Annotated in this window: 13 protein-coding genes; 8 read left to right on the top strand and 5 right to left on the bottom strand. The window is 63.1% G+C overall.

What is annotated here, in order from left to right; all coding sequences use genetic code 11:
• Positions 1-9: 9 nt before the first annotated feature.
• A complete protein-coding gene (locus IB272_RS19350) occupies positions 10-1158 on the bottom strand; it encodes a hypothetical protein (RefSeq protein WP_060643644.1) in 1149 nt (382 codons plus the stop codon).
• A gap of 435 nt (positions 1159-1593) precedes the next feature.
• Here IB272_RS19350 and IB272_RS19355 point away from each other — a divergent pair, with 435 nt between their 5' ends.
• Entirely contained in the window at positions 1594-2052 is a 459-nt protein-coding gene (locus IB272_RS19355; RefSeq protein ID WP_034787769.1) for a hypothetical protein, read from the top strand.
• 53 nt (positions 2053-2105) lie between these two features.
• On the opposite strand, the gene IB272_RS19360 is transcribed toward IB272_RS19355, so the two are convergent.
• Both IB272_RS19360 and IB272_RS19365 read right to left on the bottom strand, forming a co-directional pair.
• Positions 2106-2747, bottom strand: a complete 642-nt coding sequence (locus IB272_RS19360; RefSeq protein WP_034787767.1) for a response regulator transcription factor — start codon at positions 2745-2747, stop codon at positions 2106-2108.
• A gap of 5 nt (positions 2748-2752) precedes the next feature.
• On the bottom strand, positions 2753-4138 hold the full coding sequence (locus IB272_RS19365) for a sensor histidine kinase (RefSeq protein ID WP_034787765.1): 1386 nt from the start codon (positions 4136-4138) through the stop codon (positions 2753-2755).
• Positions 4139-4416: 278 nt separating this feature from the next.
• Between IB272_RS19365 and IB272_RS19370 the strand changes: the two genes are divergently transcribed.
• The 7 genes from IB272_RS19370 to IB272_RS19400 all read left to right on the top strand — a co-directional run bounded on the left by IB272_RS19370 (position 4417) and on the right by IB272_RS19400 (position 10905).
• The gene (locus IB272_RS19370) at positions 4417-5169 is read left to right on the top strand and encodes a hypothetical protein (RefSeq protein WP_176960302.1); all 753 of its coding nucleotides are present in this window, start codon (positions 4417-4419) and stop codon (positions 5167-5169) included.
• Positions 5170-5259: 90 nt separating this feature from the next.
• Entirely contained in the window at positions 5260-6012 is a 753-nt protein-coding gene (locus IB272_RS19375) for an EAL domain-containing protein (RefSeq protein ID WP_234852728.1), read from the top strand.
• A gap of 355 nt (positions 6013-6367) precedes the next feature.
• Complete coding sequence (locus IB272_RS19380) at positions 6368-6676, top strand: hypothetical protein (protein ID WP_051659110.1); 309 nt, start codon at positions 6368-6370, stop codon at positions 6674-6676.
• A 244-nt stretch (positions 6677-6920) separates the two neighbouring features.
• The gene (locus tag IB272_RS19385) at positions 6921-7301 is read left to right on the top strand and encodes a hypothetical protein (RefSeq protein ID WP_060517777.1); all 381 of its coding nucleotides are present in this window, start codon (positions 6921-6923) and stop codon (positions 7299-7301) included.
• A gap of 66 nt (positions 7302-7367) precedes the next feature.
• Positions 7368-8042, top strand: a complete 675-nt coding sequence (locus IB272_RS19390; RefSeq protein ID WP_034787757.1) for a response regulator transcription factor — start codon at positions 7368-7370, stop codon at positions 8040-8042.
• Positions 8039-9508, top strand: coding sequence for a HAMP domain-containing sensor histidine kinase (locus IB272_RS19395; RefSeq protein WP_090296593.1), 1470 nt, complete (start codon positions 8039-8041; stop codon positions 9506-9508). The genes IB272_RS19390 and IB272_RS19395 overlap by 4 nt, the downstream gene beginning before the upstream one ends.
• Positions 9509-9651: 143 nt before the next feature.
• Positions 9652-10905, top strand: coding sequence for an adenylate/guanylate cyclase domain-containing protein (locus IB272_RS19400; RefSeq protein WP_089042934.1), 1254 nt, complete (start codon positions 9652-9654; stop codon positions 10903-10905).
• A 64-nt stretch (positions 10906-10969) separates the two neighbouring features.
• On the opposite strand, the gene hutC is transcribed toward IB272_RS19400, so the two are convergent.
• Together hutC and IB272_RS19410 are read right to left on the bottom strand one after the other, a co-directional pair.
• Positions 10970-11749 (bottom strand): histidine utilization repressor, encoded by a 780-nt coding sequence (gene hutC / locus IB272_RS19405; protein ID WP_192444690.1) that lies wholly within the window; start codon positions 11747-11749, stop codon positions 10970-10972.
• 140 nt (positions 11750-11889) lie between these two features.
• Positions 11890-12081 carry a hypothetical protein gene (locus IB272_RS19410; RefSeq protein WP_087510694.1) on the bottom strand — a complete coding sequence of 64 codons (192 nt, stop codon included), beginning with the start codon at positions 12079-12081 and terminating at the stop codon, positions 11890-11892.
• Between the last annotated feature and the right edge of the window lie 150 nt (positions 12082-12231).

Genomic DNA, 12231 nt, shown 5'->3' on the forward strand with positions numbered 1-12231 from the left:
TGTTTGCCTTCAGGCCGCGTTGGCGAATGAGGCGGCCGGGAGCGGCCCGGCCGTCATCATCGTAAAATCGAAGGGCGCGCGAACGTCGGCATCGAGCACGTATTGGCGGTGCACACGCAGGAAGTCGCGCTTGATCCGGCCATAGCGCTCCGGTGACAGCATATGCTTGAGCCGGATGTAAACGATGGGCGGCTGAGGCGCATCGCCGTGTCCGGCAAGCGCCACCACCTGGCATCTGTAGAAATTGATCGCGTCGGTCAGGCACTGGACGTCGAACCAGAAGATATCCTTCACCCGGGCGATGGCGCCGACGCGCGCGCGCAACACTTCGGCTGAGCGCAGCAGCGCACATTGCAGGATCGCGCCGCCGAGCGTGACGAAGACGATGCGTTTTCCGGCAAAGAGGCCTGGCTCCCGCTCCACCAGGGCGCCGATCACCTGGGTGGCGATGCTGGAGCCCATGCTGTGAGAGCTGATGACGTACTCGTCGGCCGGTTCGTTGAGCGCGGCCCGCACGGATGCCAGGCTGTCTTCAACCCATTGCTTTAAATATGGTTTTTCCAGACGTGCAACGGCAACCGCCAGCTCCCAGTCGGAAAAGAGATGCAGGGTATGCCACCGCTCCGACCAGGGGAGAAACAGCTTGAAAAAGACCAGGTAGGCGACGATCGCGCTCAGGACGAGAAGCGATGATTCAAGCGCAAGCCAGTAGGGGGCGGTGCCGATCAACACGCTCCCCGCGACGCCAATTGCCACCAGCAGGAACGGAAAGAGAAAGAACAGGCCGAACCGCCAGGCATGCCGGAAGTAGCCGAATGCGCCGCCTTCCCAGACGACGCGCAGGGCGCTCAGGTAGCCCGCGACCATTCGATGCAGCGTGCCCCGGCCATTCAGGCGTCGGACGATCTCGTCGTGATCGAAGATGTAGACGCGGCTGGCCGTCTGCCAGTAGGCGCCCTGGCTATCCACGTCGAAATAGCGGCCGGGTCCCTCGCTCTCCACCTGCCCAACCTGAACATCGAAATCCTGAAGTCTCGCCGTCTTGACCGCCGATCGCTTGTAGCGCGCCTGATGCTTGACGGCATCCAGCGGCTCGAAGCCCGGAAAATGCAGCACGATGCGTTTCTTGACGTGCCCGGTCGATTTGTCGTGTGACAAGTGTTGATCTTTCAAAAGGCGCAAAACGCCCGCCCCCGGGCCTCCGAAGAGGCGCAGGAGCGGGCGCTCGATGAGCGCCGGGTGGTCCCAGCCTGCCGGAGACGTCAACGATCTCGGTGTCGAGAATATGGCCAAATGAAACGATGCAACGGCGTGCATGACAATTTCAATCGCGCCATCGCCTGACTACCCGTCACGCCACGGTCGCTGCTCGGCAAGAGCGCAGGCCACAGCCGCCAAACGACGACGCATGGAACCCGACTTTGGTCCTAAGGGAATCCGACGATTGTCCGGCCGTCGCCGGGGAAAGGTCTGGGAAAGCGTAACCAGCGCAGACGCGCGTTGACTGGCCATGCCGGCCATGAGCAAAGTCGAGCTTGCCGGTATCCGCCGGAGCGTGCCCACCCTGTGCCGCGACATCGCCAGAGGACTGAAATGCCCAATCGCCGGATTTTTCTTGCTGCATTCTTCTGGCCCGCGGTCCTGTTGGTGACGACCCTTCCCTACAAGCTCGATCTGACCCGTGCAGGCCTGTCGATGACCGAGACGGTCGCCCTCGCCAAGAACGGCAATAGTGGCGGCGGCAACGGCGGTGGAAATAGTGGTGGTAATGGCGGAGGGAACGGGAACGGCGGCGGCAATAACGGCAATGGCGGTGGCAACGGCAATGGAAACGGGAATTCCAACGAAAACCGTTCCGGCGGAAACTCCAAGGCCTCCCGTGCAAATGAAGACGCCACCGACGATGGCGAAACCGGTATCCGTCACAAGGGCGGCATAACCGAGCAAGTCAGGAAGGGGCGCTACATCATGAAGGATGCCCGCGGACGGACGATCATCAACCGGCGCGCGACATCAGCCGACAAGCAGCGCATGGAGACCCTGGCGCATTAGCACGCGCCGCCGATCAGCGTCGGCGGTGCGACGGTATCGGTCGGTCTCAGAGACTAAAGCTCGCGCGCGTCGCGCAGAACCATTGCCGCTTCGGTGCGGTTGGCGACCCCGAGCTTCGTCATGATCTGCGTCATGTGATGCTTCACGGTCTTTTCCTGCAGGTCCAGCTCGATGGCAACATGCTTGTTGCTCATGCCGGCCGCTACCAGGTGCAGAACCTCTTTCTCGCGGGGCGTCAGGGTTGCGACCAGACCGGATTTTCCAGGCTGAGCCGGGCCCTTCGTCGACAAAAGCTTGGCCGACAGGGTCGGCGCCACGTAACGCTCGCCCGAAGCGACAGTGCGAATGACCTCGGCGAGCGCCGAGGCGCCGACGCCCTTCAGCACATAGCCGGTGGCACCCCGGTCGAGCGCCGTGGTCACGTCATCTCCGTCTTCGGAAACCGTGAGCATGATGATCTTCTGCGACGGAGCGACCTCCAGGATCGCCGGTATCGCCTCCAGCCCGCCGCCCGGCATGGAGATATCCATGAGCATCACATCCGGTCCGAGGCTTTGCGCGATCCCGGTCGCGTCGTCCTTCGAACTGCCCTCGGCGACGATCTCAAACCCCTCGATCTCCGACAGGCTCCGGGTCACGCCTTCGCGAAACAGAGGGTGGTCGTCGACCACGGCAACGCGTATCCTTGACGTCATGATTGTCAGATCTCCTTGACGCTTGTCGTCATGCGAACGGTGGTGCCGGTCGGCTCGATGATGAGCTCAAACGTTCCGCCGAGACTTTCGATCCGTTCGCGCAGGCCGGCAAGACCAAGACTTGTGGGCGGAACTTTGTCCGGATCAAATCCGGGTCCGCCGTCGGCGACCTCGATGGTGACACGGTCGCCGACTGTTCGTTGCGATACCTGCTGCCTCACGCCGCCGGCATGCCGGTAGCCGTTGTTGAGGGTTTCCTGCACGAAGCGGTAGATGCAGATCTTTGCCGCCTGCGACAGACGGTCCGGCGGATCGGCCAGGGCGAGCTCGACCGCCGCCCCTGTGCGCTGCTGATGGGCCTTCACGCAACGCTGCAGGATCTCTGCCAGTCCGGCCGTCTCGATCTGCGGCAGGACCAGGCCGCCGCAGATTGTGCGGATCTCCTGCATCGCCTCGTCGAGGCTCGCCTTGATCGCGCCGATCTCGCGCGCACGGGTGGCCGCCGGCGTCGCGTCGCGCTTCAAGGTCTCGCTGCCCAGTCTTAGCGAAGCATAGGCGACGAGTTGGGCGGGGCCATCATGCAGGTCCGCGCCGATGCGCCTCAGATAGCTTTCGTTCAATGCGGTGGCGCGCTGCGACGCGCGCTGCAGCCGGCCGCGCAACGTTTCGTTCTGCGCCAGCGATGCCGAAAGCTCGTCGACGCGCTGGGCGAGCGCATGCCGCTGGCTCTCGATCGTCTTGCTGCCCCGAAGCACGATCGCCGACAGCACGACGAAGAAGGCAAGCGTGAAGGCTGCGACCGCCAACCAGGTGTGTGCACGCGCCTGATTGAGGCTTTGTTCGAAATCATTGGCCACCTCGTGAAATTCCGACACGGCCACCACCTGGCCGGACCAGGGTTGGAGCACCGGATTGTAGATGGCAAGCGCCGGCTCGGCCGTAGCCCTGTCCGCCGTCCCATCCCCGGCCTGGTCGAAGCGGGCGACCATTTTGCCTGAAAATGCCGTCTGAAGTTCCTCGCTTGGCTCCACCTTGGTGCCGACGGCCGCCTGGTCACTCGAATAGAGAAGCGTGCCATCGGCACGCCAAAGGCGGAACGAGAGGAGGCGTTCGCCGAGCGCGCCCTGGCCAAGGGTCTCGTCCAGCGCACGGGCAACCGTTTCGTCGAGCACTTCATTCGTCTGCATATCGGGCAGCAACGGCGCGATCACGCTGTCGACGTAAAGCGCCGTCGTTGCGGCGGAATTCCGGGTGACTGCGTCTTCGATCCTGTTCGATACGAAGGCGCCGACCAGAACCATCGCACAAGCGGCGACCGCTCCTCCGATCAGCAGGAACTGGGTGGCTAGAGATTGAGAATTCCAGCGGGTGATAAGCTGTTGGACGCGCACCAGGTCTCTCGGATCGGGCCGCCGGCTCGTGCGGCGCGACGATTGTAGCAAGGCCGCGCCAACCTAACCACTCTCATGACAGGGTCAATGGCGCAGCCATCGCGACCGAACTGTTCGGACCTTTGATGCTGCGGAATAGGACCTAGGTCCTAGGCGAAAAGGCAATGGTCGGGGGCCGATGGCGCCGTCTCAGAGGCGCAGATATCGTCTTCACATCGAACGTCGTGTCTCGATCCGTAAGCAAATGAGAACGACCAGTTGGAAATGAGGAGATTTCTATGCCTGTGACGAAGCTGATCGCCCGGAGCATCATGGCGCTGACGCTGGCAGTCGCGCCAATGGCTGCCGGTTCCCTGAGCCTGATCGATTCCGCCTACGCCAAAGGCGGCAATGGCGGCGGTGGTGGCAATGGTGGCGGCGGCGGTAACGGCGGGGGCAACGGTGGTGGCAATGGCGGGAGCCACGGTGGCGGTTCCGGCCACAGCAAATCCGACACTTCCCGCGGAAGCAAGGAAACGAGCACTGGCAAGTCCAGTGGAAAATCGCAGCACAAATCCGGGACCTCCGGCAGCAAGACCAAGGCGACCAAGGCAGCCAAATCGGCAAAAGCCGAGAAACCCGCCAAATCGGTCGTGGTTGCATCGGACCCGGTGGTCGATCCGGTAGTCGATCCCGTTGTGGCGCCCGGGTCTAAGCGAGGGTTCAACTCGCTCAACCGCAACTACCACGCCTATCTCAATTCAAACGATCCGAAGATGGCGGCCGTTTCCGCTTACGCAATCGCCTATGCGCAGTTCGAGGCGGAAAATGGCGTCGACGCCATCCCAGCCGATCCTGCGCTGAGCGACGAAGCGCTGCGCCAGGCGCTAGCGGGCTTCACCAAGGATGGCGTGGTAACCGACGACATGGTCGACGAAGCCAAGGGGATTCTCGGGGTCGGCCCCGCCGTTGGCAAGATCGACGAAATCCGCGGCACGCTGCCGCCGCAGACGGTGGTTGTTGTCGAACCGGAGCCGGAGACCGCCCAATAACGAGGAACTGGCCACCGGCTCACTTGGTGAGCCGGTGGCTGCATCCGGACCCGCGTCCAAGCCAATGGAGTTTAAATGTTTGACCGTGTTGTGGAAATCTTCGACCACGCAGCAAAAGAAGGGCGCGTCGGGTTTTCACTTCAACACGTCAATGCCGTCGCCGATGTCGGCACCGTGCTCTATTCGGAGTGTCTGGGAAGGATCATCCGACCCGACGGCGAGGTCATGACCGCCAGCGAGTTCATACGCTATCTGGAGGCGGCCGGCCGCATTGCTGCGCTGGACAGGCACATGCTCACGCTCGCCTTCGACTGGTTGGCGCATCATCCAACCGGCGACCTCGGCTGCAACATCTCGGTCGAAAGCATCTGCGATGAACGTAACCGGACGCTGCTCCTGGATCTGCTGTCGACCCATCGGGGGCTGGCATCGCGCCTCGTGCTCGAACTCGCCGAAAGCCTGCCGATCTCAGCGCTCCCGACGGCCGGGTGTTTCGTTCGAAGCGTACGAGAGCTTGGATATCGGGTCGCCGTCGATGACTTCGGAACGGGATTTTCGACGCCGGAGGCACTTTTGTCCCTGCCCGTCGACATCGTGAAGATCGACGGCTTCTTCCTGCGGCTCGGACGTCCCGACGCGGAGCGGTTCCTTCTGCACATGGTGGGTCTGGCGTCCTGCGTCGCTCCCGTCGTTGTGGTCGAAGGTGTTGAAACTTATGCACAATTTGAGGCCGCGCAAGGCGCCGGGGCAACGCACGTGCAAGGGTTCCTGCTCTCCGAACCGACCCTCAGCCCGCTGTTTGGCGGCGAGTTGCGTCCAGCTCAAACCGCGATGCTCTGCTAGCGTCGCGCGCAATCATCCAAGCGCACTGCACTCCCTCCCCTTATGCTTTTCTGATCTTCCCATCCCATCTTCCCAGGCGAAATCCTATGCCGATCCGCGCGATAGAAGCAGCGGGCGGCAATGTGCCTGTAGGTCGTTTTGCCTCAGGCATGCTGCCATGCTGGTGCCGCTTTTGGATGGCTTGAGACGTGCCGCGCCGCAACACCCGGTGCCGCAGCATTCACCTTTCCTGTGATCGGCCGGATTTGCGTTGGCGGCAACCCACCCGGCTTCGGACGCGAAAGCAACAGAACAGCGCAGACGCTTGCCAGTACCGGCATGTCCGGTTCCGAAGGCGTCACAGACGAGCAAGACTATGAAATTCACAAACGGGTTCAAACTCTCCTCCAGAGCCAGCCGCCGTCTGCCGACGGAATATTTCATGCTGGTGGATGTCGCGTTCGAGGGCGACGTTATCGGCTCTCTGGGCAGTTGTCCGATACGGGAATCCGTGCGCGACGGAGAGGGCCTTGTCTATCGTTTCGTCGGCGTGGCACCGCGCCTGGTGAGCGGCGGCTTTGATGTACTGGCACTTCGCACGGGCGAGTGGATCGTCAAGCCGGGCCTGGTTTACGCGGCTGATCCCAAGGTAGCGCAAACACGTGACACAGACCGCGCTGCCTAGGAAGTATGCAGCGCTTCTTCGGCAGTAACGACATCCGTTGCCCCCGCCACCGGCTTCGTCGGCGCAGCTTTCGCCAGCTTTGCGCCGGCCCTGCAATGCCCCTGTAATCTTGGCCCTTTAGCTCCCGGTCAGCCGTCGCATCGCTCCGGATCGCAGTCGTTCCGGACGGGCGGCACGTCAACGACAACTGCTGGCTTCGCGCGTCCCGTGGACGACTGGCGCTGCAGGAAAACCGGGATCCGTCATGCTCTCCATTAAGGGGTTTTGCACCCTCGCCTGCTTCGCCGCCACCGCCGCCCTGCTGGCCGGCTGTGCATCCGATACGATGAAGACCTATATCGGCCAGCCGGTCGAATCCGTCATCATCGACTATGGTCCGCCCACCAATGTTCTCGATCTCGGCTGGAACGAGCGCGCCTATCAATGGCGCAAGATCTCAACGAATGTCGTCTCCGGCACATCCAGCGGCGAAATCAGGGACACCCGGCGCGGAATGCGCTACGAGGAGTATTCGACGCCGGGCTATGTCGAGGAACAGGAGTGCTTCTATAGCTTCTACGCCCGGATGCAGCACGGCCGCTGGTACATCACCAACTTCCGCCAGCCGAAGCTGGAATGCGAGTGACGCCTCGGGCAGTCGACGTGACGGATCAGCGACCCGCATAGATGCGGGCACAGAAGGGAAAGTGGCATGCGCATCTTGCTGCTGGAAGACGAGCCGGAGATGGCCTCGGCCCTCAAGGCTGCCCTGGCGCGGCGCCAGGTGATCGTCGATCATGTCTCGACGCTCGCCGACGCCGAGGCCGTTGCCGAACTCTGGCCCTATGACGTGGTCGTGCTTGACCGCCGGGTGCCGGATGGCGAGGGGCTGGATCTTATCCCGAAGCTCAGAAGCCTTGGCGTCGAGGCGCCGATCCTGATGCTGACGGCATTGGGATCGATCAACGACCGGGTCAGCGGGCTCGATGCCGGTGCCGACGATTATCTTTCCAAGCCTTTTGCCGTCGAGGAACTGATGGCGCGGCTGCGCGCGCTTGCGCGCCGTCCGGTCACGCTCAAATCGGAGCAGACCAAGGTCGGGCGGCTCATCTACGACTTCCGCCACCGGGAGGCCGCCGTCGACGACAAGCCTCTCGACCTCCTGCGCCGGGAACGGCTTGCGCTCGAAGCGCTGATGCGGCGGCCCGGCCGAACCGTGCTCAGGGCGACGCTGGAAGAATCGGTCTACGCCATGGAAGACGAGATCGAATCCAACGCGCTCGACTCCCATCTTTCGCGCCTGCGCCGCAAGCTAGACGACGTCGGCGCCGGCGTCGAAATCCGGGCGATCCGCAATCTCGGCTATCTCCTGCGCGCGACGACATGATCAAGGTTCGTCCGCGCTCGCTGCAATGGGTCCTCGTCCGTCGGCTGATCCTCCTGCAGGCGGCCACGTTGTTCGTCTTCATCGGCCTGCTTTTCCTGGGCGTGTTCATCGCCCAGCCACGGTTGCTCGTCGACAACGAAGCCGCCTTGGATGTGCTCGACCGCGCCGTCGGTCGCGACGCGAACGGCGTGCTGGCCGTGCACGAGACCGAGGACCTGCGCGAGCTTCGCCAGTCCTATCCCAATCTCTGGTACATCGTCCGCGACGCCGCCGGCCAGGTCGTGCGCTACGGAAACGTCCCTGCCCCCTATGAAGAAGCCGGCGGCGACCTGCTGCAACGGGTGGAGGGGGCGAAATTGCTTTTCGAAGAAGGCGGCACGCTTCCGGACGCTGTCCTCCACAATGTCGAGACCGAAGCCGGCCGGGTCCAGATCCTCGCCGCGACCGTTTCCTCCCGCCGCGACAATGAGCCGTTGGACGTGCAGATCAGCATCAATGTCGATATGGCGCGCGACCTCGACGGCAGGACGGCCTGGATGGAGGTCATGCCGACGCTCGTGCTTGTTGTGCTCTGCTTCCTTTTGCCGATCGTCTTGGTCATGGGCGTCTCCACTCTGCTGACGACGCCGGCCGTCGTGCGCCGTTCGCTCGCGAGCCTCGTCTCGACCGCCGACCAGGCAGGGCGCATCGACATCGACAACCGCGCCGTGCAGCTCGAAACCGAGGAAGTGCCGACCGAAATCGCCCCTTTGGTGCGGGCCTTCAACCGGGCCCTGGCGCGACTGGGAGAGGGATACGACCAGCGCAACCGCTTCCTGACCGATGCGGCCCATGAATTGCGCACCCCGATCGCGATCCTGCGGACCCGCGCCGAGCTTCTGCAGGAAGACCCCGAAACCACCCGCCTGAGGCTCGATATCGAGCGCCTGTCGCATCTCGCCCAGCAGCTTCTCGACCGGCAAGTCCTCGAACATGCCGGCGGCCCGCTCGAGGTGGTCGACCTCGTTTCTCTCGGGAGGGTCATGGCAGCGGACTTCGCACCGCTTGCGTTCGAAGCCGGCTACGAGCTGGCATTCGAAGCCGAAGCGCCGGGCGCCCTGGTCAGCGCGCGGCCGCGGCAGATCGAGCAGGCTGTCGCCAACCTTCTGCGCAACGCCATCGAACATGGCGGCGGTGCCGGCACGATCACCGTTCTGGTCGATGCCGCCGGCGGGCTCGAAATCCACGACGAAGGCCCCGGCATTCCGGTAGAGGAGCGCGATCGCGTCTTCGAACCTTTCTATCGCTTGCGTCCGCGCTCCACCGGCGCCGGGCTGGGGCTCAATCTCGCGCGTGAGATCGCCCGGCTCCACGGCGGCCGTATCGACATTCTCACCGGTCCATGGCGTGGCACGCGGGTGCGCCTGCACTTGCCGCTGATCGACGGAAGCCGGCCTGCGGCCGCGCCGGCACGCCCGATCGTCTGACAGAAGCGGCGGCATGCCGCCCCAGATTTCTCAAAAGCTTTTCAGGTTGCCCCTTATCAAGGCGGTGCCGATGCTCCACATTTGCTGCGATACATCGTTCGGCTTACGCGGCTTCACCCGCTTGAGCGCCATGGAGAACAGCAATGCAGACCCCATCTGAGGCCCCCTCGCCTTCACCCGAGGATGGCAGCTTTCCGGCTCGACGCCAAGGCGTGCTCGACTGGCTGATCATCGAAACGCGCAACGAGCGCTTCATCGACAATATCCTTGTCGAGTTGGGCGAACGGCTGCAGGGCGCCGGTATTCCGGTTGCGCGCGCCACGTTGCACTTCCGCATCAACCATCCGCAATGGCTCGGCGCTCGCATCCTGTGGCGCAAGGGGCTGGCCGAGGGCGAAATCGATCTCTACGACTATGGCACCCAGAACACCGCTCTCTACCTCAACAGCCCGCTCTACGTGATCAATAACGGTGGCACCGAGGTTCGAACCAACCTCGAGGACTTGACGGAAGAGCAGGAACAGAGCTCGCTCTATGTTGACCTCAGGGCCGAGGGCCTGACCGAATACATCGCCTGGCCGCTTGAGCACACGCTCGGCAAACGCCACATCGTCACCTTTGCCAGCGACCGGAAGGGCGGCTTCGAAGACGAACATCTGGCCTTTCTCGCGAAGATCGTGCCGGCGCTGGCGCTGGTTAGTGAAATCAGGCTGAAGAACCGTTTCGTCCGAACGCTGCTCGAAACCTATGTCGGCCCGCACGCGAGCGAACAGATCCTTGCCGGCGCCACCACACGGGGCAGCGGCGTCACCGTCGGTGCCGCCATCCTGATCTGCGACCTGCGCAATTTCACAAAGCTTTCCGATCTCTGGCCGCGCGACGACGTGATCGAACTGCTGAACGCCTATTTCGACGCCATGTCGGAACCGATCGAGCGCCATGGCGGCGAGATCCTCAAATTCATGGGTGACGGGCTGCTGGCAATCTTTCCGCTAAGCAACCCCGACGCCGCGGAGAATCTGCTCCAGGCGATCCGGGAGGCGGAGGCAGCCATCGCCGTCCTGAACCAGGACAACCTCTCGAAAGGTCGCGAGCCGCTCGGCTACGGCATCGGCGTGCATGTCGGCGACGTGATGTATGGCAATATCGGCTCGCGCCGCCGGCTCGACTTCACCGTCATCGGCCCCGCCGTCAACATCGCCTCAAGGCTTGAGAGCCTGACCAAGGAAACCAAACGCCCGGTGCTGTTGTCGCGCGCCTTCGTCGAGCTGGCCGGCTGCGCCTCGAGCATGGAGCATCTCGGCGCCTACCCGGTCAGGGGCATCGGTGAACCCATCGAGGTCTTCGCTTTTTCCGGCAACGAACCGGCACCGAAGCTGCGCCTCGCCGCAGGATAATCGGCGCGGAACCGCCGATCGAGGGCCTGCTTCATCGGTTGCCCGCGGACAACCGATCCTTCGACTAGCCGATGGGGCTGGGCGCGAACTGCGCAACGAGTTCGTGGCGGTCGCCGGGATAGGTGAGCCGCACATGCGTGACCGGCGCCCGTCCGCTCCAGGTCCGCCGCTCGATGACGAGGCAGGCTGTGCCGGTGGCGATATCGAGCGCCTGCGCTGCCGATTTGCTGGCCGCCACGGCACGAATGCGGTGTTCGGCCGTGCTCCACGGTACCTTGCCGAGCAGCCACGAACCGGGCGCCGCGGTCTCGAATGTTTCCTCTTCGGCCTCCGGAACCGCAGAAAGGCTGATCAACCGCTCCTCGAAGCAAAAGGGACGCGAGCCGGCAAAATGCCGGCACGTTACATCCAGCAGCTTGCCCGAGCTCGGGAGATCCAGGCGTTCACGATCCCAGCCTTCGACCTTGCGCACTTTTCGCTCATCCACGCGGAAGCTGTAATCGAGCCCCAGCGACTGGACTTCGAGTTTAACGTCGTGGATCTCCATGACGGCGGACTGGACCTGCGGAAAGGTAACGTAGCTTCCCGACTTGCGCCGCCGCTCGATCAGCCCGCGTTTGACGAGTTCGGTCAGGGCCTTGTTCACCGTCATGCGCGAGCAGTCGTATTGCTCGGTCAGTTCGTGCTCGAACGGGATGCGGTGTCCGGGTGGCCACTCCCCGGAAAGAATGCGCCCTTCGACGTCACCGAGGATGCGCTGGTGCAGCGATAGCACCTGCCCCTGATTGTCGGCCGCATCGCCAGGCGGGTCACTTGAAACGGATCGATCTTGCTTGGTGTCCATGACAGCGAACTTAATCAATTCGCCGCCGCGAAACAGCCCTTCCCTCGCCGATTTGCGCTTTTCCACGGCGGCTGAAACGGCTCTCGCCGTTGACAGCTGTCAACGCTTGGGCGGCGCAGTTCGGCGCCACGCCTCACTCCTCAGTAAAGGAGGTGCCACGGCGTCAGGAACGCGCGCGCCCATTCCTGATTACGATCGGACTCTTCGCACGCCGCCTTGTCGAGCGTCGTCGAGGCGACATCCACTTCCGCCTGCCGCTTTGCCTTCATCGCCTTCGGCAAAGGCGGGGGCGGCTCAAGATAGCCAAGGGTCATTCCACCGAGATAGAACATCAGGAAGCTCCATGCATCCAATCGCCAACTTAACACAATCCTGACACAATCAGACCTGCTGTCAATAGTCTATTAAATCTATGATCTAATTGGAGATGCGCGAACGTGCCCGAAGGGAAGTTGTCCGCGGACAACTCGACCGCTTCACAA

This window comes from Ensifer sp. ENS08 (assembly GCF_014852195.1).
In the GTDB taxonomy this organism is placed as follows: Bacteria; Pseudomonadota; Alphaproteobacteria; order Rhizobiales; family Rhizobiaceae; genus Ensifer; species Ensifer adhaerens.

Coding starts and splice junctions, on each gene's coding strand:
- IB272_RS19355 (WP_034787769.1), top strand. CDS start 1,594: ATGCCCAATCGCCGGATTTTTCTTGCTGCATTCTTCTGGCCCGCGGTC.
- IB272_RS19360 (WP_034787767.1), bottom strand. CDS start 2,747: ATGACGTCAAGGATACGCGTTGCCGTGGTCGACGACCACCCTCTGTTT.
- IB272_RS19370 (WP_176960302.1), top strand. CDS start 4,417: ATGCCTGTGACGAAGCTGATCGCCCGGAGCATCATGGCGCTGACGCTG.
- IB272_RS19380 (WP_051659110.1), top strand. CDS start 6,368: ATGAAATTCACAAACGGGTTCAAACTCTCCTCCAGAGCCAGCCGCCGT.
- IB272_RS19385 (WP_060517777.1), top strand. CDS start 6,921: ATGCTCTCCATTAAGGGGTTTTGCACCCTCGCCTGCTTCGCCGCCACC.
- IB272_RS19390 (WP_034787757.1), top strand. CDS start 7,368: ATGCGCATCTTGCTGCTGGAAGACGAGCCGGAGATGGCCTCGGCCCTC.
- IB272_RS19395 (WP_090296593.1), top strand. CDS start 8,039: ATGATCAAGGTTCGTCCGCGCTCGCTGCAATGGGTCCTCGTCCGTCGG.
- IB272_RS19400 (WP_089042934.1), top strand. CDS start 9,652: ATGCAGACCCCATCTGAGGCCCCCTCGCCTTCACCCGAGGATGGCAGC.
- hutC (WP_192444690.1), bottom strand. CDS start 11,749: ATGGACACCAAGCAAGATCGATCCGTTTCAAGTGACCCGCCTGGCGAT.
- IB272_RS19410 (WP_087510694.1), bottom strand. CDS start 12,081: ATGTTCTATCTCGGTGGAATGACCCTTGGCTATCTTGAGCCGCCCCCG.